The organism is Bacillus sp. CH140a_4T, assembly GCF_008923725.1.
Lineage (GTDB): Bacteria > Bacillota > Bacilli > Bacillales > Bacillaceae_G > Bacillus_A.
In genome coordinates, this window is sequence record NZ_WBPF01000002.1 from 1 (window position 1) to 21,936 (window position 21,936).

Annotated in this window: 23 protein-coding genes; 19 read left to right on the forward strand and 4 right to left on the reverse strand. The window is 35.3% G+C overall.

Annotated features, from left to right (window positions below):
* Window positions 1–187: 187 nt before the first annotated feature.
* Window positions 188–748 (forward strand): MerR family transcriptional regulator, encoded by a 561-nt coding sequence (locus F8162_RS00010; RefSeq protein WP_151582435.1) that lies wholly within the window; start codon window positions 188–190, stop codon window positions 746–748.
* 436 nt (window positions 749–1,184) lie between these two features.
* On the opposite strand, the gene F8162_RS00020 is transcribed toward F8162_RS00010, so the two are convergent.
* Complete coding sequence (locus F8162_RS00020; protein WP_151582437.1) at window positions 1,185–1,850, reverse strand: helix-turn-helix domain-containing protein; 666 nt, start codon at window positions 1,848–1,850, stop codon at window positions 1,185–1,187.
* Between the two features lie 301 nt (window positions 1,851–2,151).
* Between F8162_RS00020 and F8162_RS00025 the strand changes: the two genes are divergently transcribed.
* Both F8162_RS00025 and F8162_RS00030 read left to right on the forward strand, forming a co-directional pair.
* The gene (locus F8162_RS00025) at window positions 2,152–3,054 is read left to right on the forward strand and encodes a hypothetical protein (RefSeq protein WP_151582439.1); all 903 of its coding nucleotides are present in this window, start codon (window positions 2,152–2,154) and stop codon (window positions 3,052–3,054) included.
* 117 nt (window positions 3,055–3,171) lie between these two features.
* Window positions 3,172–3,372 (forward strand): hypothetical protein, encoded by a 201-nt coding sequence (locus F8162_RS00030; RefSeq protein WP_151582441.1) that lies wholly within the window; start codon window positions 3,172–3,174, stop codon window positions 3,370–3,372.
* A gap of 193 nt (window positions 3,373–3,565) precedes the next feature.
* On the opposite strand, the gene F8162_RS00035 is transcribed toward F8162_RS00030, so the two are convergent.
* Together F8162_RS00035 and F8162_RS00040 are read right to left on the reverse strand one after the other, a co-directional pair.
* Window positions 3,566–4,492 (reverse strand): tyrosine-type recombinase/integrase, encoded by a 927-nt coding sequence (locus F8162_RS00035; RefSeq protein ID WP_151582443.1) that lies wholly within the window; start codon window positions 4,490–4,492, stop codon window positions 3,566–3,568.
* 1,076 nt (window positions 4,493–5,568) lie between these two features.
* Complete coding sequence (locus F8162_RS00040; protein WP_151582445.1) at window positions 5,569–6,573, reverse strand: Replicase RepFR55; 1,005 nt, start codon at window positions 6,571–6,573, stop codon at window positions 5,569–5,571.
* Between the two features lie 529 nt (window positions 6,574–7,102).
* Here F8162_RS00040 and F8162_RS00045 point away from each other — a divergent pair.
* The 3 genes from F8162_RS00045 to F8162_RS28515 all read left to right on the forward strand — a co-directional run bounded on the left by F8162_RS00045 (window position 7,103) and on the right by F8162_RS28515 (window position 8,654).
* Entirely contained in the window at window positions 7,103–8,227 is a 1,125-nt protein-coding gene (locus F8162_RS00045; RefSeq protein WP_151582447.1) for an AimR family lysis-lysogeny pheromone receptor, read from the forward strand.
* An 18-nt stretch (window positions 8,228–8,245) separates the two neighbouring features.
* A complete protein-coding gene (locus tag F8162_RS29205) occupies window positions 8,246–8,371 on the forward strand; it encodes a hypothetical protein (RefSeq protein WP_264158315.1) in 126 nt (41 codons plus the stop codon).
* Window positions 8,372–8,498: 127 nt separating this feature from the next.
* On the forward strand, window positions 8,499–8,654 hold the full coding sequence (locus tag F8162_RS28515) for a hypothetical protein (RefSeq protein ID WP_000728845.1): 156 nt from the start codon (window positions 8,499–8,501) through the stop codon (window positions 8,652–8,654).
* Window positions 8,655–8,667: 13 nt separating this feature from the next.
* On the opposite strand, the gene F8162_RS00050 is transcribed toward F8162_RS28515, so the two are convergent.
* Window positions 8,668–9,012, reverse strand: coding sequence for a helix-turn-helix domain-containing protein (locus F8162_RS00050; protein WP_088080095.1), 345 nt, complete (start codon window positions 9,010–9,012; stop codon window positions 8,668–8,670).
* Between the two features lie 116 nt (window positions 9,013–9,128).
* Between F8162_RS00050 and F8162_RS00055 the strand changes: the two genes are divergently transcribed.
* The 13 genes from F8162_RS00055 (at window position 9,129) to F8162_RS00120 (ending at window position 21,927) form a co-directional block, all read left to right on the forward strand.
* Window positions 9,129–9,362: a helix-turn-helix domain-containing protein gene (locus F8162_RS00055; protein WP_151547945.1), complete on the forward strand. Its 234-nt coding sequence runs from the start codon at window positions 9,129–9,131 to the stop codon at window positions 9,360–9,362.
* Window positions 9,363–9,543: 181 nt separating this feature from the next.
* Window positions 9,544–12,078, forward strand: a complete 2,535-nt coding sequence (locus tag F8162_RS00060; protein ID WP_151582449.1) for a SpaA isopeptide-forming pilin-related protein — start codon at window positions 9,544–9,546, stop codon at window positions 12,076–12,078.
* Window positions 12,079–12,110: 32 nt separating this feature from the next.
* A complete protein-coding gene (locus F8162_RS00065; protein WP_087969562.1) occupies window positions 12,111–12,293 on the forward strand; it encodes a hypothetical protein in 183 nt (60 codons plus the stop codon).
* A gap of 35 nt (window positions 12,294–12,328) precedes the next feature.
* Window positions 12,329–12,865, forward strand: a complete 537-nt coding sequence (locus F8162_RS00070) for a type IV secretion system DNA-binding domain-containing protein (RefSeq protein WP_086401320.1) — start codon at window positions 12,329–12,331, stop codon at window positions 12,863–12,865.
* 60 nt (window positions 12,866–12,925) lie between these two features.
* A complete protein-coding gene (locus F8162_RS00075) occupies window positions 12,926–13,108 on the forward strand; it encodes a hypothetical protein (RefSeq protein ID WP_151582451.1) in 183 nt (60 codons plus the stop codon).
* Between the two features lie 59 nt (window positions 13,109–13,167).
* Entirely contained in the window at window positions 13,168–13,407 is a 240-nt protein-coding gene (locus F8162_RS00080) for a hypothetical protein (RefSeq protein ID WP_097980167.1), read from the forward strand.
* Window positions 13,408–13,439: 32 nt separating this feature from the next.
* Entirely contained in the window at window positions 13,440–16,244 is a 2,805-nt protein-coding gene (locus F8162_RS00085; RefSeq protein WP_151582453.1) for an ATP-binding protein, read from the forward strand.
* 5 nt (window positions 16,245–16,249) lie between these two features.
* Window positions 16,250–17,092: a replication-relaxation family protein gene (locus F8162_RS00090; protein WP_151582455.1), complete on the forward strand. Its 843-nt coding sequence runs from the start codon at window positions 16,250–16,252 to the stop codon at window positions 17,090–17,092.
* Between the two features lie 222 nt (window positions 17,093–17,314).
* Window positions 17,315–17,569: a hypothetical protein gene (locus tag F8162_RS29295; protein WP_086387855.1), complete on the forward strand. Its 255-nt coding sequence runs from the start codon at window positions 17,315–17,317 to the stop codon at window positions 17,567–17,569.
* A 13-nt stretch (window positions 17,570–17,582) separates the two neighbouring features.
* The gene (locus tag F8162_RS00105; RefSeq protein ID WP_151582457.1) at window positions 17,583–18,560 is read left to right on the forward strand and encodes a conjugal transfer protein; all 978 of its coding nucleotides are present in this window, start codon (window positions 17,583–17,585) and stop codon (window positions 18,558–18,560) included.
* Window positions 18,561–18,569: 9 nt separating this feature from the next.
* Window positions 18,570–18,821 carry a TcpD family membrane protein gene (locus F8162_RS00110; protein ID WP_000281809.1) on the forward strand — a complete coding sequence of 84 codons (252 nt, stop codon included), beginning with the start codon at window positions 18,570–18,572 and terminating at the stop codon, window positions 18,819–18,821.
* A gap of 27 nt (window positions 18,822–18,848) precedes the next feature.
* Entirely contained in the window at window positions 18,849–19,397 is a 549-nt protein-coding gene (locus F8162_RS00115; RefSeq protein WP_061678408.1) for a TcpE family conjugal transfer membrane protein, read from the forward strand.
* Window positions 19,357–21,927: an ATP-binding protein gene (locus F8162_RS00120; protein ID WP_151582459.1), complete on the forward strand. Its 2,571-nt coding sequence runs from the start codon at window positions 19,357–19,359 to the stop codon at window positions 21,925–21,927. Before F8162_RS00115 ends, F8162_RS00120 begins: the two co-directional genes overlap by 41 nt.
* Window positions 21,928–21,936: the final 9 nt, after the last annotated feature.

Sequence of the window (21,936 nt, forward strand, 5' to 3'; positions counted from 1 at the left end):
TTTTTCATGTTAGTATCGAGAAGTAATACATATCGGTGGTAAAATCGGAATGTATTTCGAAATTAAATGGTTTTTAAAATCGGTTTTTGTATCGGTTGTAAGTGTATTCCGATTTTGATTGAAATGTTGATTTAATCGTGTTTTATGAGTAAAAAACGTATTCCGTTTTTTGGGGGAGGAATGAACATTGGAACTAAAATCGGAAATGCATACACCGAAAATTGTTGCGGATCTTTTAGGGATAACACCAGATTTATTAAAAGTATGGTCAAATGAATTTAACATACAAACGGAGCGAAGCCAGGGAGGGCATCGTAGATACTCGAAGGAAAATATAGAAGAATTAAAAGCAATAAAGGAAAAAATACAGGTACAAAAATGGTCCTATGATCAAGTTAGAGCATGGAGAAATGGAGAACTTGATTCGTTTGTTTCAAAAGAAGAAAAATCAGAATTAGAAAAGAAATTGGATGAAGTATTAGAAAATCAGCAGTTACAAAATCAATTTAATCAAGTACTCGTTCAAAAATTGCAAGAAATTACGAATGAATTGGTTACGACAAAAGAGCATTTAGCGAATACGGAGAAAAAGTTAACTGAAGTAGAAGGTAAAAACAGTGAGTTAGAAGTTTTTATAGAGAAGAAGCTAGAGAAACGAGATCAGTTATTGCTTGAAAACATTAGAGATATGCAGAAGCAAAATCAGAAACAAAAACGGAAAGGTTTTTTCGGTTTGTTTAAAAAATAAGTATGATTGATATTCTTGTAGGGTTCTAATGTCGGAAAAAGAGGAATAGAAAAATAGCATACATATAGTAAGGGAATGCAGTATAGATCAGTCTACAAGCATTCCCTTGCTATTAGTATGTTATTTTTTTATAGAGTTTAAGTTATTACGATATAGGCTATGTATAGTAAAGATAAAAAGATAAATATATCTAGTGTTAAAAAAACGTATAAAATTATTTTTATTTTTTTAGATGTATCATTTTTAATTATATAGATAATGAATAGAATTGTGATTGATTGAAATAAAATGGTGAAAAATAAAAAGCTAATAGAAAATACTATAACGTTTGGTGCAAATCCGGTATTTGCAATAAGTAGAGTACTGATTATGTTAAGGATAAATGTAGTTATGATAAAAGTATATTTATAGATTTTTTTAATTTTGATCACCTACTTTAATTTTTTGTTTGATAATATAGTTGTTTATTTTTATGGTTATATATAAGTATTTTGTTATTGCTTTCGTCTACAATGTAAACATCTTTTTCTTGCCAATCTATCCCGTGAGTTATATCTTTTTCGATTGAAAATAAAACGTCTTTATTTCTAAAAGGAATTGAATTTCGATGGGCGTGAATGTTTATTTCATGATCTTTTGTTTCAATGCTATAATCTCCCGAATAATTGGAGAAGAAAGGTGTTAATTTACTATAAATATATAGAATTTCTCTTTTATCGCTTTTTTGATAAAAGTGGGAATTAATAACCTTTAGATCTGTTGTTTTTATGTCCTTTGGCATAAGTAAAAAGGCAATGAGACAATAAAATATAACAACAATAGTAATTAAAGAATACATGTAGAGAGAAGCTATTAATAAATATCTTTTATAATTGCTTTGTTTTATTATCTGATTTTGCAAATTTGAATCCTCCTTTAATAAAGAATCAATTGAAACATTAAATAGATTGCTTAAGGCTAATAAATTGGTTAGATCGGGAAGACTTTTTCCTAGTTCCCATTTCGATATAACTTGTCTTGAAATAAATAATTGGCTGGCTACATCTTCTTGTGTCATGTTATTTATTAATCTTAAATGTTTTATTTTTTTTCCAATGTCCATATATGTACCTCCTTTAATTACTTTAATTATTCTAATGTTAAATAGTAAGAAACGCATCGTAGCGTTATAAAAAAGGCATGCAACATTGTGTTGCATGCCTTTTAATTGTGATTTATTGTCTTAATAATTAAGCATTAGGAAAAAGATAGAGTAAAATGAAGTAAGAAAATGTGATGAATAGCTTATGTATTTTAGAAGATAATCTTAAAAAGGAATCGTGGAATAAAATCATAGGACGGTTCTGAGTTATATAAAAGTATAATATAATAATAAATGATTTTAAATGAAAGGAGATTTTGTTTTGTTTGAGAATAAGTTATTAAAATTCTATAAGAAGCGTATGTCTATTTGGTCATTTGTTTTTAAACCTGTCCAGAAGAGATTTGTTTGCTATGTTGTAGTTCAATTATTGGCTTTAATTGCTTTGTTTTTTGTGTCTGTATATTATGCTGACAAATCTGGTAAAACAAATCTTTGGTTTATAGGTTGTTTTTTGGGATTTGAAATATGTTTGTTTTTTTCTTTTGGATTTTTTATTTTTAAACCAGCTAAAATTAAGTTGTTTAATAAATATCGGATTGAATTGTATGGGGAGGAATGGGAACCTTTTCGACATTTACTTTTAAAGAAGTTTTTAATTAAAGAAAAGATTATGAATGGGTTAGATGGAAAAGATTCTAAAAAGAAGGATGAAGTTTCATTAGATTTTTGTATAGAAAGATTAGAAAAAAGACTTGAAAGAAGGAAGAAAAATAGATTTTTTACGATTTTATCATCTTATAGTGCGATATTTGTAGCCCTTGTTGTACCTGTTTGGGCTTCATTTAACAATTGGTTATATATGAAAAGTACAGATGTAACTCTTGGATTAGCAATTAGTTATTTAGTTTCTGTAATTTTTATTATTATAAGTTTTTTTGCTCTCTTTATTGTGTTTAGGCACTTTTTTATAGAAGATTTATTACAATGGGATGATCAGAGGATTGCTTATTTGATTGAGATGTTGCAAAGTATAAAATTTTCATTGAATCATTCTAGTTATTTAGGTCCATTTGAAAAGAAGAATCATATTAATGAAAGTATTACAAAGGTTTTAGATGAGTATGAATTAGATAAATTAAAAGAAAAGGAAAAGAAACAATCTGTTTGGTGGAATTTTAGTAATATTGATAAAAGTGTTAATGCTGTCGAAAAAAATGAATAGATATATAGCATACATAAAATAAGGGAATGTGTTATAAATTAGTTTACAAGCATGCCCTTATTTATTATTATGTTATATAAATAAAAATAGTATGCCGCAGTTACGGGTTCGAGTCCCGTGCTCCTCGCCAAGTCTTTAAACATTGCTTTAAGTAGTGATTTGTGGGTTGTTGGTATCTTCATTGCCAATACGTTAGCAATCATTATGGCAACTTCATGGGAAGCTTTTTCTGTAAAAACCAAGGAGATGATTAAAATGACAATGTTTATTAGTAGTATTTTGTTAGTAATCCTTGCGGCTTCCGAGGAGCTAGTTTAATTGGTAAAACGGTTGATATAGGAAAACCGGGATTACTAACGTTTTAAGCAAACCACCATATATTTATATGGTGGTTTTTCAGAGTGTACGAATTTTGGGTTATATTGATGAGCATGTATAGTGACCCAAAATAGCATAATAAAAGCCCTGTTTTTGCTTGTAACAGGGCTTTTTTATTTACATAAAGTTCTTTTTATTGCCTTTTGTTCCAAAATTGAACGTATCTATGCAAGGCCTCAACGCTTTTTAATCCTAAAAACGCTTTAATTTCAATGGGTTTCATGCCATTCTGTAGCGCATTTAGTATAAAACGGTTCCGTAGCATAGTAGGGGTTATATGAATTTCAGCGCGTTTTGCTTCTTTCTGTAACATGCGTTGTACAGCGATTCGAGTTAAAGCGGCGGGTTGGTCTTTTTCATAATCCCAACGGAACGTTTGCGGGCCGAAATCAAACGCCACAAGGAAGGGATCGCCCGTTTGTTGGCGCGGCCTAACAAGACTAGGAATCTTGTTGTAATACGATAAGGCAAGTTTTACATGCTCTTTTGAAAGGGTAATAGATCGCTTGTAGGCGTGCATCCCTCCTGGGGTAATGGTATTCGTCCCAAAGTGTATATCATGCATAGAAAGCGTAAGAATGTCCTGGATAGACAGCCCATAATCTAACATGAAATGAATTAATAAAAGATTACGTTCTAGAATAAACTTTCTTCCTGTTGCTTGGTAGTCGGTTAATCCGTTATAACTACGCATGACGCGGAATAGTTTTTTTGTTTCTTGATCCGATGCAAAGTGTTTAGAAGTTAGTCCAGGAGGGGAGATATCACTTTTTAAATCCTGGGCCGCACCATGAAATTGTAAAAAGTTAATGAGAATACCTCGTACACGCTTGATATTAGAAATTGACGCTCCACGTTCCTTTTTAAGAGCTTTTAAGTATCTTTCTAATGCATTTGCATCAAAAGAACGAAAAAACGATTCTGGGGGTAATTTGACGCGTCTCTGAATCCATGATGTGAAAAGTGTGAGATCGTAGCGGTATTGTTTAACGGTGGAAGATTTACGGCCATGTTTTAACAAATCAGCAAGGAAAACATCAACAGAAAGTTCCCAAGTCATGTTTATATACTCCTTTGTCCTAAAAATTGTGTACCGCAATTATATACGAGAACCATACAAACAAGCAATAGGGGATTCTAGGTCGAGGTGTTTTCTTTGGGGCTTGGTGGGAGTCCAGGGCCAGGACATTGCGGGGCTATGCGGAGACATGTGGGCATGGCTAGACAGGGCGTGGAGTTGTGGTATAGGTGGATATATATATGTATTGGAGTGTGTGGAAGGCGAATGATGGGCCGATGTTGAAGGAGGACGATATGCGAGGAATGGGAATGGCCGCCGCCCCGCCTACGTAGTTTTTTGAAAATCTGCCTGGCAACGGAATCTGATTCATAGCTGAATCAAGATACCCTTACCAGGAGAGCTTCGTTTTTCTTTTTCTTTATGTAAGTAGAATAAAGCTAGTGTATATGTATATCAACCTCAATTTGCACTTATGCCGAAATGATGCCGCTTTTCATTATGTATACATAACATAGACATTACATTTGCAACACTTTGGCATAACATAGACATCAGTATTTTTACTGTATAGTTAGATAGAATTAGATATGATAATGGATAAATGACTATCATGATATGTAGAAAAATAAACGAATAAAGCCACTCATAAATAGTGTGTTTGTTCGGAAATATGTTGAGCATCTAAAATATTGCAGATTTGCATATTAAGAGAAGATAAGATTTGTATTTTCGTATATAGATCAATTTTAGGATGATATGTAGAAGTTTATAAAAAAAAAGACACTCCCAATATAGGATACTTTTTATAATAAATCTTGTTTTAAAAAAAATTAAAATGATTAAATACATTAGGATTTATTTTAGCTCAATAAGCCTTACTCTCACAAGGGATTAGAAAATTCTTCTTATTTAATTACTGATTTAAAAGCAGGTTCAATTCGAGTATAAATTCATAGTGGATTTGTTGTGAAAAACGCCCTTAATTCACAAAGATATAATAGATTGATAATATGTTTAATCTATTAAAATAAAGAATGGCATGACAAAAAGCCTTGTTAGGGATGAATTTTTTGAACAAGGCTATAAAACAATTATTTTTTTGTGGAAAATGAGATTTAGGCGTTTGGATCAATCATTTTTTTGAATAAATCCATTGATGGTATGAGACTCTTCATTGGTTTTCCAAATACCATATCTGTTCTACGTCCTTTTGCTTGTTGCTCTCTACGCTTTCTGTTTGCAGCCAACTGTTTTGTATATGTTGTTATGAAATGTGCAGGTGTACTTACTTGCGATTTGTTTACTTCAAACAACTGTACGCAGTCCTCAAAAGTCTTTCTTGCTTCCCAATCTACGCATGGCGGCATACGTAATGCGATTGTATAAGCATCCTTTTCAGTGATATTTGTATCTTTACTTATGATATACATATAAAGTTTCTTTTGATCTTCACTCATAAACTCATCCATTTCGCGGAATCGTAGTTCTAGTTTTTCACCCAAATTAGGGGCATTCTCTGGCTGTTTTTCTTCTACTTCTTCATTTGTAGAAACAACAGCATCTAATATATCTATGCCCTGGCATGTAGGCACAGGTGGTTTTTCGGCTTGTTCTGTAGATTTCTCCTGTTTTTTACTTAGTTTTTTAGATAGAAACTTTGTAAATGTAGAAAAAATATCAATTGAAAACGCCCATTTTTGCTTAAAATATTCAATGATTTTTAAATAATTTGTATTGAGGCTTAATATGTAAATAGATGGTGCAATCTTACCATGACGTCTTGTTTTGATTTGATGGCATACTTCAAGGTCCTCTAACCATTTCAGAATAAAGTTGATAATCGGTATAGAAATACCCGATTTTTGACTGATTTGTTCTTGTTTCATTTGAGAGTATCCTTCTTGTACTAGGTAAGATAAAACAACTTCCAATGCCTTATAGCGGCGTGGTGTTTGTATGAAGAAATCTTTAGTGGTTTTACCTTCATGTTCGAACAGAATAATATCAATATTTTTAATTACTTTTTGTACTGTTTTATTGATAGCACCTCGCGGAACATGAACCAGGTGTGGACTTAATTCTCGTTTTGCTGTACTTAGCAAAAAGTTATTTAGTAGCATAAAAAAACCTCCTATTTTTCCACCACAAATAAACAGGAAAAACAGAGGTTTTATATTCACAATAGATATACGTTATGGTATAATTTTAGTATCAAGTTTGATACTAAAGAAAAACACATATAACTATAGTGTGAATTTAAAGCCCCTATCTCTTGGAGTTTTTAATTGGTTTGAGTTTGGCGACCTGATCCAATTAAAAACGATGCGGTGGGGTTTTATTTTTTTATAATTAATGTTTAAAACTAATGAATAGGCTTTTGTTAAAATTTAGTTGTTTAAAGTACATATCTTTAAGAACTATTTTACACATACTTTTTTTAAATATCAACTAGTAATAAGTTAGAAGTTACCACCAAATACGAATATAACTTTCTTAATATTCTGAAAACAATGTAGAAATATACAAAATTTCATACTGGAACGAAACTTTTTCTAATTTCTGTTAGAATATATTTACAGAAAATTCTTTTAATATAAAAGCTTTTTTATATTTATATATTAAAAGATGAGAGAGGGTGTGACAAGGGGTATGATTTTAGAAAAAATTCAAAAGGATTTAACTAATAGAGGTATTACTAATAGACAGCTTGCTGATTTGTTAGGCATTAGCCATTCTAAAGTGAATCAATCTATTTCGGGTAAGAGAGAATTTGACTTTTCTGTTTATGCAGAAATACTAAACATGTTATATCCCCATGATTATTCTTTTCGAAAGACAGAAGTGTTTAACTATTGTAACCAAGCTAAACGGAAAGTTAATTTAAGAGTAGCGTTTGAATATATAGACATGTGCGGTGAATTAGAATTATTAAATCATTTAATTGATCGAGAAAAACAATCAAATAATTTGTTGAATCGTAAATTTGCGAGTGCTTATGAATTACTTTATTTACGAAATGCAGATGAATTTAACCCGTGCGAATTTTTGAAAATGGTAAAGGGAGAAATGGGAAAGCAAAAAAATGCAGAGGATATAAGTAAAATTCCTATGGAGTTTGCTCTGATTTACGCTTTTTTTGATTCAAGAAGTTACAATTTAGTAAGTGCAAATATTGATGAGTTAAAGGCTGAAATTGAAAAAGTGAAAAATCCATTTTTAAAATCTTCATATGAGTTAAGAACTATGGAGTTATTAGCCACATGTTTTCATAGGAATAATGAGTTGGAGAGAGCAAGAGAATTATGTGATGATATGATTTCCAGAAATGGAAGAGTATCTTTACTTCCAAAGGCTACAGCGTATTGTATTATGGGTGAGACATATATATTAACAGACTACGAATTGGCTAAGTATTATTTAGACAAAGGGTTAAGTTTGGTGGCTTCACCAAGTAACCAAAAAATGCGTAAAAAACAACAAATGTTACAAACAACACTTGATTTTCTAAACATTCATTTTGAAAAGAATTTAGATCATATAAACCCTATAAATCCGACAGAAAGGGGGTATTTATACATAAAACAAAATATGAAACAAAAAGCAGATTCTCTTATGGAAGAAACTAAAAAACAAAATGGTTTTCTTACACCACTTCAACTTTTTGTTCAAGCTCTAGCAAGAGAAGATATGAACTTAATGAGAGAAGCTTTATTGGCCTTTGAACGGAATAATGATTTGTTCTATGCGGAACTTCCAAAAAATGTGTTAAAATAAATTCAGAGGTGGTTAAATATGAAGGGATGGGCAAAACGATTATATTTATTTGCCACGATAGCGGCTTTAACAGCACTTCCGATGCAAGGAAGCGCCACTAAAATTTTACAATATATGGTAGACCCTGGCGGAGGAGCTGGGTGATTGATGTTAAAAATGACACTACTTTTGTAGTGTCATTTGTCGTTTAAGGAGTGGAACACTTGTTAGTGTGGCATAAAGTTCCGTTCCACTTGTACATAAAAAATTTCGTAAAAGGGGTAATTAATTTATGAAAAAGAAGAATTTATGTAAGCAAGTTGATTATGACTTTTTGGTGAAAGTATTGTCACAAACAGGTAATTATGTTGAATTGCATAGTAAATTACAGACTTATATTAAAGAAAATAGAAACTTTAAATCTAATATTAGACAAAAAGCTAATTAAAAAAGCAAAGAATTTATTTCTTTGTTTTTTTTAATTTATAACCTAGAAATTCCAGATATTCTAATAGTCCTTTTTCAATATCATTGCGTTCATCCTCTGGAAGATCGTCCAAGTCCTCATATAACTCTTTTGCTAAACGACTTATTTCATTTTTATTGACGTCATTATCGTTTCCTACTAAATAGTCTACAGATACACCAAAATAACGTGAAATTTTTACTAACATTTCATAACTGGGTTCATATCCAGAGTTTTCCCAATTCGATATAGTTGTTTGTGCAATTCCAAGTGTTTTTCCAAGCGCGGTAGCACTAATGTTTTTCTTATTTCGCAACTCTCTCAATCTTTGTCCAAACATGGTTCCAACTCCTTTTAACTTGTTTGATGTTAAGAAAATAAAAAGTTAACACTTTTAATGTTGACTTTCGGCTTAAAGCCGAATACAATGTAATTAAGGGAAGGGAGGGTGAAAAAATGCTAGCGTCAGAAAATAAAACCATTGTACGAGAATATAGGGAATCCAAAGGTTTAAGTATTAAGGAAGTTTCTAAAGGCGCTAAAATTCCAATCGGCACATTATATGATGTTGAAATTGGGAGAAGGAGTCTCAAAGCCAACAAAGCCAAAAAAATGGCTGATTTTCTTGAAGTTCCGATCGAGAAACTTTTCAGACCAACATATTATCGTGCAATATCCATCACAGATTGAATTAACCTCATGTTATTGATTACATCTATTTTGTTCATATTCCTACTAAATGTATTGTAAATGAAATTCGGCTAAAAGACGAAATAATTATCACTAAAGTATAACTTTCTATATTTAGAAGATTAAAATTCTAAATATTCCGTCCTTTGAAAACTGAATAATCCTAAAGGAGCTGTAAAAAATGGTTTTGAAACGATCGTATCAAACACTACTACTCTTTACGAGTGTACTTTTATTCGTTATGAGCTTCTTGATTCCACTGAATCAAGCCAGTGCGGAGGTAATCAATCGAGAAAAGTATCAGTTGGATTGGGCCTATAGTCCGCAATATGGGAAAGATGTTCGCACAGAGCTACTAAAGAATGCTAGTGGTCAAATTGCGTACTGTCTGGTATACGGTTTAAAATCCCCAAATGGAGAGGATTTACCCGAAGCAGGCAAAACAGATGATGTATCCTATCGTGTTTTAATGAATGGGTATCCACAGAAAACACCAGAAAATTTAGGGGTTTCCACTTGGCAAGAAGCCCATTATGCGACGCAATTAGCTCTTTGGAATGCACTTGGCCAGATTTCCGTTGATGAATTACAATTCAAAAATGCGGCTGTTCAAAAAGCGGCTAAAAACATTATTCATGCGGCAAATCAAAGTCAGGACACACAAGATGTCTGGATGAATGTCATTCCAACGGATAAACAACAAGCACAATTAAACGGTGAATATTTCGAAACAACAACATACACCGTTCAAACAAATGCAAAAAAAGGTACATTCCAAGTACAAATGAACAATGCACCACAAGGAACACGTGTTGTCACAGAACAAGGTGAAGGGAAAGAAACGTTTCAACTAGGAGAAAAGTTCCGTATCCAAGTACCAAAATCCTCTAAGAGTAGTGAACTATCTCTAAAAGTCGTTTCAAATCTAACAAATGTTCATGCAGTTGTGTATAAAGGAACAAGTACGATTCAAGATGCAACTGTATTATTAGAGCATAGTACAGAACAAGTGAGCACAGACTTACAAGTATTCTGGAAAGCAAATGGCGCCTTAAAAGTGATGAAAGTGGATGAAAACAAAAAGCCACTATCAGGCGCAGTATTTGAAATAGCAGACAACAATCAACAAGTTATGGGAACGATTACAGCTGATAAAAACGGTATCGCTGAAATGGGTAACTTAGAACTTGGCACATACACTGTAAAAGAAGTAAAAGCACCTGTTGGATATGTGCTAGATGCTACACCAAAGCCTTTTGAAGTGAAAACAGGTGAAGTTGCTGTTATTGAAATGAAAAATGTACAAATCAAAGGCAATATTAAAATCAAAAAGGTAAGTGACACAGGCAAGATTCTCCCAGGCGTTGAGTTTACTGTATTTACGCCAGAAGGAAAGGCAGTCACAAAAGTAACAATAAATCAAGAAGGGATTGCGAAAGTAAATTCTCTTCCGTTTGGAAAGTATTACTTCCAGGAAACGAAAGGATTAGAAGGTTATTTATTAAATCAAACAAAGTATCCATTTGAAGTAAAAGAGCATAATCAAACACTTACATTCGAAGTGAAAAACGATCAAGTAAAAGGAAATGTACAGCTCGTAAAAGTAGATGAAGATGGGAAAACCAAATTAGAAGGTGCTGTTTTTATCCTAGCTGATGAAAAAGGCAAGAAAATCAGTGAGCATAAGACAGACAAAAACGGGTTAATCAAAATTGATAATATCCCATTTGGAAAGTACCAATTCATTGAAAAGACATCACCAGCGGGCTATGTTCTAGTAAAAGACCCGATTCCGTTCAGCATTACTGAAAACGGAAAAACAATTGAGCTAGTTGCAAAGAATACGAAGATTAGAGGATCAATTGAAATTACAAAAGTAGACGTAGCTGATGGAAATAACAAGTTACCAGGAGCAGAGTTTACGATCTATAACGAGCAAGGCCAGGAAGTCGTGAAAGGAAAAACAAACGAACAAGGCATTGTGAAGTTCGATAAACTCCCAGCAGGAAAGTACACATACAAAGAAACACTTGCACCACAAGGTTATGTGTCACATGAAGAAACATTCTCCTTTGAAATTAAAACGGATGGTGAAATTATTAAGCACATCGTAAAAAACAAAAAGATTGAGGGTAGCTTAGAAATTACAAAAGTAGACGTAGCCGATGGAAATAACAAGCTACCAGGTGCAGAATTTACAATCTATAACGAGCAAGGCCAGGAAGTCGTGAAAGGAAAAACGAACGAACAAGGCATTGCAAAGTTTGAGAAATTACCAGCTGGTAAATACACATATAAAGAGACATTCGCACCAGAGGGATATTTAATCAATGAAGAAACATTCTCTTTTGAAATTAAAACAGATGGTGAGATTATCAAACATGTTGTAGCAGATCAGAAAAAAGAAGTTCCACCAACACCAGAAACGCCACAACCAGAGCAACCGGAACAACCACAGCCAGAGAAAACACAACCAGAGAAGCCACAAACACCACAGGTCATTGAAAAACCTGTACCAACACCAGAGAAACCACAACATATTGTAAAACAACCACAACCGATGAAAGAACAACCTAAGAAAGTAGAAAGTCATCTACCAACAACAGGCGGCAAAGCTGAAAATCCATATTGGAAATGGATTGGTGTTACATTTGTCGTTCTTGGTAGCATCCTAGCAATTTACGCATTTAGAAAACATAAGAATCAAGAAGTATAAAACACTCTCAACTGATAAGGGAGGGCGGGATCATGTGCATATTTGATGTACATTATCAAATCAATGATAGGAAATATACGAAATCATATTTACTTGCATTGGTGGAAGATGGGTTTCAGTTGCGAAAAAATATCCAACATGTTCTGTTTCAAGAGCACCAACAAGAAATTAAGATTCTTTCTACTGATTTAGAGGAATTAGATTTAGTAGCTTGATAAAAAACTGATACGAATGGAAAGGTGAGATTGCTATGTGTGGAACATTTATTGGAAGAAGTGCACAAATCCCAGCATTTATAAAACCAAAATGGTATGACATGAGTAAGTCAAATTCCATTGTCATAGAGAATGAAGGGAACAAAATGAATCCTCAATTTGTATTTGGAGAAGAAAATAGAAATATCCTGGTACGAGGTGGAACAGGAAAAGGAAAAACAGGTTTGATGAAGCAACTTCTTACCCTTGTCATGGCGGATAATCAACAAGCGACTGTCTTAGATGGGGATGGAGAGTATAAAGAATACGAAAAAATGGGTGCTCAAATTATCACTTTTACATCAAAAGATTCTTTTCTAAGCAAAACCGAAATAGAAACATGCAAACAATCGAATGTCGTTATCATAGATGAAGGATTAAGGTTGTATTCCAATAATCCAGAGGGATTCATCAATCTTTTAGAAGAACTAGAGGAACTGAATGTAAGAGTTTTTGTGAGTTTTCAAGCGATACCAGAAGAGTTATTGCACAGATTTGATGTGTATTTAGAATTAGACCCACTCATCGCTTAAAACTATACAATATTTCTATTTAACGATATAGAATGATAAAACAATACAGGAGGTTTTCTTATGAAACCAATTAAGCATATGCGAAGTAAACGCGGTTTTTATATCGGTCGAGTTCCTCATACAACACATACACCTTCAACAAATAAGCGTACAGAAGAATGGGCAGGAAGAATGGGAAAAAGCATGATTTTCTCTTCTCTCTTGGTCACGCTAGCCCCTTACAAAAAAGCACGCAAATCATAATATTCATGGGAGGACATTCTTTCACTGAATATCCTCCCCACTTAAAAGGAGGAAGCAAGATGGGAAAACAAGCGTATCAAAATCGTCAAGAATGCTGGGAAACGTTCTGGAAAGAACAAGTAACGGTAAATGGTGAATTAGATATCGAACAAGTGAAGCAAGAACTCTTCAACTATAAAACACTCTTAGATCAAATTAATCAACCTCAAAACGGGATCATGCAACCTCAAATTTTGATTCAACTAGCCGCAGAAGAACGAACACAAAAACATCGTGAAAAACTATTCGCCCTTGCATAAGGCCATTTCAAGGATAGAAAGGAAGTGAAGAAGTGGCGCACAGCAAGTTAGATAGAGAAATTGAAAACTTCATTGAAAAGAACTGGAAAATGCTTTTAGGTATAGGAGCTGTTGCATTTGTCTGGTTTTCTAAAGAAAAAATCCTCACAGAATTGATGAAGCTGGTGCCAACTGTAGTCGGTGTGTTTCGTGGGATTGCTTTATTGATCCTGTTGGGAATTGTCATACGGATTGTCTTACATGGCATCTATTTATATCTAGAAAAGAAGCGGTATCGATACGTATTATTCATTCCGCACATAGATGATGAGGTCACACCAGATAAACTAGGGCAAATGATTCGGCATGTACATGGTTCGGGTCGAAAGCCTTTAGAACGTCTGTTAAAAGGTCGCGATTGGTACCGTATGACGATGTATCGTCCAGAAGGAGAAAATGAGCGTGTTCGCTTTTATGTGGGTGGTCCAGAGGATAAAATCAAACAGGTTGTGCAAGCCATACAAAGCGCCTATACCCACAGTGAAATTTATACCGTCCCAAAGGAAGAAATGCCATTTCCAACAAGAAAAGCGGTAGGAGGACGGATGGTATTAAAGAGAAAGCGGCTAGATGCCACGTTATCACTAGCACGCTATACACGTGATGTATTACCGATGTTAGGAAGTGCAATGGAAGAAAAGACATGGGTTGATGTTGCTTTTACACCAGATAACGGGTATCAGCTGACAAAAGGGATTCGAAAAGCAGAAAAGGCCATTCGAAAGAAGAAAAAGCATGGGCTAGATGCCTTTGAAAAAGAAGAAATTCGCGCATTAAATAAACGTTTTGCAAAAAATGAAGTGGCATTTCAAGTATCTGTTTCATTTGCAAGTGACTATTATCCTGGTGTACCTATTATTAAGAATTTAGGGCATATGGTAGCAAGTATTATGGCCGATGTGAATGAGCTTAGATACAGAAGGTTAAGACGCAGTATGCCAGCTGTACCACATCCCGTATACGGGAAAATGATATGGACGGGATCAGAGCTATTAAACTTGTTCCATCTACCTAACGTAACAGGGGATAAAAACAGCAAGACAGAGCGCAACATTTTGTATCTAGATAAAGGGGAAAACATGATACCAAATGATTTATTGGCCGAAGGCATTTCAATTGGCCATGTGATGCATCCCTATATTAAGGATCGATTAGTAAAAATTCGAGAAGACTTTTTCAAGAATCATGGTTACATTACGGGGAAAGTTGGGTCTGGTAAAAGCACCATTGCCATGAGATTGATGCAAAGTGTCATTGATAAATGGCTAGAAAATCCGAAAGAAGCGGGTGGATTATCTCTATTTGATCCAACCGAAGATTTGGCATATGTAGCAATGAATCGACTATTGAAAGCGGAAAAGGATGGGAAAGAAGTGGATTGGAGTAAGGTTCACTTTATCCGTTTTAGAAACACAGATCATCCGCCAGCTTTGAATTTGTTTCATCGTTTTTCAAATGAAGATGTCCAAACAGTGGTTGAATCCATTATGGAAATGATTAAGTTAATGATTCAAGGGCAAGCACAACAAACAGAACGATTACTAAGGGCGATTATTGGGACGTTACTTTGTGATAAGAGTCAAATTCATACGATTTTAAGTATCCCATTATTCATAAGTGATGAACTGTTTAGAGCAAACGTAATAGCCAATTTACAAGGGCCAGAACAAAAATATTACTCTCACTTTTGGAAATATGAAGTAGGAAGCGCATTAGAAGACAGCACACAGGCGATTTTAAACCGATTAGATATCTTCCGTAATACGCTGTATTTAAAGCGTATGTACGGGCAAACAGGCTTTTCCTTAGAAATTCGGAAGTGGATGGATGATGGCCACCTTATCTTTTATGATTTAGCGGGCATGGGAAAAGAAGATACATTACTAACAGTCGGTTACATTTGTAATCAATATCACCGTATCGCCCAACAGCGGCCGCATGGTTCAAAACTACATTTAGGAGTTATAGATGAAGCCCATGACGTGCCAGTACCTGTTCTCCCTAAAATTATTGCGAAGGATCGAAAGCATGGATTTGGACTATGGGTGATTACACAGCAAGTGTCGGGACAGTTAGACAGAGAGCTTACAGACATGTTAACAGAGGCGGGCGGAAATTACTTTGTATGTAGGCAAGGTCATAATTCCGCAAAAACGTTAGAAGGCATTATGCAAAAGCAATTCCGTACAGAGTATTTGCAAAACCTTCCTAACTTAGTTGTAGCGATTCAAACACAAGATTATATCAGAGGTGAAGCAAAAAATGTATGGTGTACCATACGAGTTCCACCATTAGACCGATATCTACCAAATGGAAAAGCGGCGAATTATAAAAACGAAAAAGAAATTCATGCATCAAATGAATGGACCAGAGCAAAGATTCATTCTTTAGAGCAACAAAATGGGAAAGCAGGATTAGAAATCGACAAGGAAATTGATGAGTTTCTATATGGAAAAGGCAAGTATCAACAAGCCGAAAAAGTCAATTTAACCAAAGAAGAACCTGTTGTGACATCGGGGCTAGATGAATTAGAAGAAAAATTGTCTTCCAATGAAGAAATGAAAGAACCTGTTTCGGAAACACAGCAAGTCGAACTCACACATCAAGCGCAAATTATCCCATTCCGAAAACAAGCTACGACAACAATAGAAGTAAAGAAAGAAGATAAGCCAGTAAAAGAGCCTGTTATAACAATCGAAAAAGAACAAACAGTATCAATTGAAACAGAAAACGTAGAAATAAAAGAGGATACACCACAAGAAGAAGTGAGCATTTTCGACATGTGGGAAAAGGAGTAAGGGGCATGGGAAACATTTTATTTCAAATTTCAGATGAAAAACTACTCATGAGTTTGCATACACACATCTACTTGGATATTGAGTACATTCATCAAAAGGTGTATGCAAATTATACAAAAAAATCTGTAACAAATCGTTTATATAAGCTAGAGCAAGCGGGCTATATCCGTTACGAGTATTTACCTGTTACCTCACCACGAAATCAGAAACGAAAATTTGCGAAACCACAACGAATTTATACGTTAACACCAGAAGGAGTCGAGATGGTTCGTGGGTTTCGAGGGGAAGTGCATTGGAAAAATAGTTGGTCCAAACGTTCAGCATCCTTTGTGTATCACAGTTTAATGTTAGCGAAAATTGAATGTGCCATGACATTAATATCTAAACGAGAAGGAAAGTTGGAACTAAAGGAATGGATTAATGAACCGCGGGCAACGTTTCAATATGCAAAAGGAAAAAATCGCGTTATACGCCCAGATGGGGTTGCGGTAATTGGATTAAAAGAAGCAATCGATAAAAACATCGGTGTATTCATGGAAATGGAACGTTCTTACGGATCAAAAGAAGTATTAGAAAAAAAGATTATCCGTTATAACGACTTCATGACGCAAGAAGGAAAAAAGGCAGACTATCGGATACATGCTGGTATGGGATATGAAATACCGATATGGCGCCTAGTATTTGTCGCAGGTAGTGAAAGTAGGGAAAAAGAATTGATTCGCTACTTAAAAGGGATAAGTAGTCCAGAAATTCCAGTGTATATCACACTGTTCCAAGATATATTACAAGACCCATTCGGGAATATTTATCAGAATATTCAAAATCCAACAGAGAAAGTGAGGTTCTAAGAATGTGTTTCGGTTTATTTTATCGATAAGCGCCAGTATTTTTCTGTTAATTGTTTTTTCAGATTGGTTATTTGAAAGAGTACCAGGATCGAGAGAAGCCTGGGAAGTGGTAAAAAGTAAAGTGGTGGAAATTTACTATACGCAAGGATGGGAAGGCGTGTTACTTCTCTTCCTGGTGGTAGTGGGAATATGGAAGATGGTCGATCATAAGGGGGGATGACAATGGATATATTGGAAGGTTTGGAGTTTGTAAGGGGGTTTCGGGCTACAGATGGAACGTCCTTTGAAGTAGGGAGGGATGAAGACAAACGGTATGTGGTTCATGCTAGATTTCCATATATCACAGGCAGTCAAACGAAACTCAACAATTTTATCAATTATGCAAGAAATGAAATACAAGATGAATCAACAGCGGTTGGCATGGCGTCATTTGCTTGTGATTGCTACGAACGATCTTTACGCCAGTACCGAAATTGAAGGGGGGATAAATATGTTTCAAAAGGTGAAACAGTGGTTTGCAAAAACATTTGAAAGTAAACAAGGAAAGGCAAGGAAAGCCACAAGAATTCCTTCTTATAAAGGCCGCTTAATTGGAAAATGGGCTTTTTGGCTCCTGTTTTGTTGGATGCTAATTGTATCCGTCACAACCGTAGTAAAAGGAAAGGGAGATACACAAGCAAAGGCCAGTACCACTCCAAAGGAAGTCACACAAAAACAAAACCTTGCCTCGCGTCCAGAAGCGATTGAATTTGCGCGCGGATTCGCAAAGGAATACTTTACGTGGCAAAGAGGGGATGAGGGAAAGAAGAAGCGTTCAGAGCGCTTACAGCCTTATATACCGAAAGCATTTGATCCACAAGTTGGTTTAGATTTCGTAAGTATGCAATGGGATTCGAATTTTCTATATGCAACTGTATTAAAGGTAGATGAGGTCACAGATAAAGAAGCAAGCGTAATTTTTAAAGTGAAATACAAATTAAGCCGCATGAAAGCAGATAATAGCGGACCAGAGGATAAGGAGGTGATCCAGCAAGTGTCGGTTCCTGTTCGGACAGATGGAAAGGCTTTTGTGATTAGTGGATTCCCTCAAATCGTCAAGGTAAATGAAAAAGCAGAAGTACCAGAAGAAAAAGCAGGAAAAGAACGAGAGGAAATTCATGAAATCACTGTAAAAGAAGACATTCGAGAATTTTTACCAACCTTTTTTAAATCCTATACCACCGCAACACAAAAAGAACTCGCGTATGTTTTAGCCAATACAGATATTAAAGGGTTAGAAGGAGCCATGAAATTTGAAAATGTACTTTCCTCTAAGATTTATCCAGGAAAAACAAAAGGCACATATGAGGTACAAACAGAGGTATCTATGATTGATCCACATTCTGAATCGAAAATGAAAACAGGTTATACGTTGTTTGTAAAACAAGATGGAAAGCAATGGATCGTAACAGACTTAAAAACAAAATAGGAGAGGGGCATGTATATGTTCAATATAAATCATTTTGTGTTAGGAATCGGGTTAGAAGGATTTTTCGAAATGATGAAGACACAAGGAACATACGCGTTATATTGTGCGTTTATCATTGTTATCTTGATCGTAGCGGCAAAGCGCGCATGGGGAAAAGCGATTACGTTAATTGTTGGCGGCGGGATTGTTGTATTCTTCATTAACAAACCAGATGCATTAAAAACAATCGGAACGTGGTTAGGCGGATTGTTTGGCGTCTAAGTAAGGGATGGAAAGGAAGAGGGCTACATGAAAGAAAAAGAATCAAAATCTATCATTGTCTATTGTTTCGGAAGCTATATGAACTATATGCGAAGACAGTACGAAATTATGGGGTATCGTCTTCCGCGTGCGGTTACATGGAGGGCACTTGGTTATTTTGCGGCGGTAGAAGCGGGGCTTGTAGCCTTCCGCTTCCTTCCTCCCTTTAAATGGATATTTGGGGATATGATCGATCAAGTTTGGCTCATGTATTATGGTGTGATTCCTCTTTTCCTCGTATGGGGAGCAGATAAATATAAAACGGATGGAAAATCACTTTTCTCTTTTGTTCGGTCCTGGATCACATTTCGTTTACGGAAGCATCAAAGTAGTCGCTTGGTGAATGTACCCAAACTTAAAAAACATGTGTTTTATGGTCATGTATGTGTACAACATGACGTCAAAGATTTACCAATCGTACATTCATTCAGTGAAGAAGAGAACGACATACACGCTTATGATGTAACATTTTTACCCCAAAAGGAGGAAGTTGAATATGTTGAAAACGATGAAAAGACCACCATTAAAGCACGTTGAAAAGAATTTAGCGTTTAGTACAGACGGAAAAGTATCCGCAGTGTATGAAGTAGACGGATTTGAATACGATCATCAAGACGAAAGTACGAAAAAAGTATATTATCGCAATCAACTCGCTCTATTTACCCATCAAGAATATGATATCCACTTGCTTGTGATTCCTCGTACAACAAATTCAGATGAAATTCTGGATGAACATATTTCCACTTTAAAAGGGCCGATGGCACCAACAGGACGCTTTCTTTTCAAAAAGGTAAAAGAATACTTAAAAAATGCGGCCATTGCGAAAGAGAACATGGAATATCGCTTTTTCGTTTTAGTACAACTGAATATGGAACAGAAAGAAAGACAAATTCGTAACCCTGTCGTAGAAACATGGAAGTTTATGAAGAAGGTTAGAGAAGGATTTGCAGAGACAGCTCAAAACATATCGGGTATGAATGTGACGGATATTTTAGAAGAGGAAATTGAAAATTATTTAGAAGTAGAAGACGTGTTATTTAGCCAGGTTAGAGGGGCCTTTCCTAATACAAGACGTGCGAAACCGTCAACAACGCGCTTTTTATTCCATCATAACTTCAAACGTGGCATGAAAGAGCTGAATCGGAACCAAAACTGGAAAGTAGGTTCTACGGTTACCTTGAAAAATGAAGAAGGAAAGGCGGTAAAAGTACGTCGGCCAGATTTACAAGAAATGGTGCACTTAACGGATACGGTGATTGATGAAAGCCCAGGACGTTCTCTTATACTCGAAAGACAAAATGAAGAAGGGGAAATTGAAACCTCTCATGTTGCTTTTCTTGCGGTGAAAGATATGCCCGAAATATCGGCGTTTCCTGGTGGAGAGTGGATTTATCGCATTCAATCGCATTCGTTAAAGTTTCCTATTGAAATGAGTATTCGAGCGTATCACTTAGAAAACCAGATGGTCACACAAAAGCTATTAAATAGTGAATTGGAATTAAACGATCAACGTCAACAAGCAATGGTAGGCGGTCGTACAACAGATTTAACAATTGATCGTAAAGCAAGAGGCGTCAAAATTGTAAAAGATCGCTTTGAAACAACGGGAGCACCTGGATATGAATTAAGTGTACTGTTTTGTGTATATGCAGAAGATGAGAAAACATTAAAATCACGCGTCAATACGCTGATTACAGAATATCGCAAAATGAAAATTGAATTGGTCAATCCATATGGAGAACAATTAGCATACTTCTACGAGTTCTTACCAGGCTCTAAACGTTATAATACGGACTTTAAGTTATTTGTGGAACCAGGCGTACTTGCAATGGGCATGTTTGGGGCCACAACACAAATTGGTGACAATCAAGGGTTTTACATTGGAAAGACAAAGAAATTAAATCGTCCTGTTTTTGTTCGTCCAGAACTCGCGGCGAAAGCATTAGATAACATTGTAACAGCGTTTGAGAGTTTATCAGTTATGTTTGCAGGGCAAACAGGGAAAGGAAAATCCTTCTTAATGAATTTACTCGCTTTCTGGATTGTGATGAGTGGGGGAAGGGCATTTATAATCGATCCTAAAGGGGACCGCACAAGGTGGCCAGAATTATTGCCAGGGTTCAATGAGGATACCTTGCAAGTATGGACGCTTGGGAAGGATAAAAAGGATGCGGGCTGTTTAGACCCATTCCGAATAAGCGCAACAATAGAAGATGCAAAAAGTTTAGCGCTTGAAATTTTAACGTTCCTATCGGATGTAGGCTTAGAGGATATCCGATATGACTATTTATATAAAGCGATTGAACGAGTGGCGAAAAAAGAAGACGCATGTTTAACTTTGGTTCGTAAAGAACTAGAGGAAATGAAGAAAGAACCAAACTTATTGCCAACTGAATTAGAACGGTTAAATGCCCTTACAAATCGTTTAGCAACCTTAGAAGGCATCCAGCTAGGAGACTTATTGTTTGGTAGACCTGGTCAAGATTATCGCGTATTAAGCCTAGAACGTCCGTTACAAGTATTACAAATTCAACATTTACGCATTCCAAAATCAGAGGAAAAGAATGAGAGTGTTACAGACAAATTATCTCGTAGTATCTTAATTGCATTAGCAGCATTTGGTAAATCCTTAATGCATTCTGATCGTAGTATTTTCAAAGTATATCTACAAGATGAGGCATCTAGTATTTTGAAAAATAAAGAGGGTGCGGCGTCTTCTGACAAAATCATTCGAGAAGGACGTTATCACAATATCGGCTTGTATTTAGGAACACAAAACGCATCCGATTATCAATCTGAAAATAAAGAGGTTGCGAATGTGGGTATGAAGTTCTGTTTTGCGCTGAAATACGATAAGGAAGCGGAAGAAATGTTGCGTTACTATAACTTACCGGTCACAGAAGAAAATATCTTAATGTTACGCCAGCTTAGACGCGGCGAAGCCTTGTTCCAGGATATTTTTGGGCGAACCGCGGTTGTAGAAATTGATCCTGTTTTCCAAGAATTAAAGACTGCATTTGATTCCTCTACGAAAACAGACGAAGAACGCGCACAACAATTGGCGTAATTCGTATTA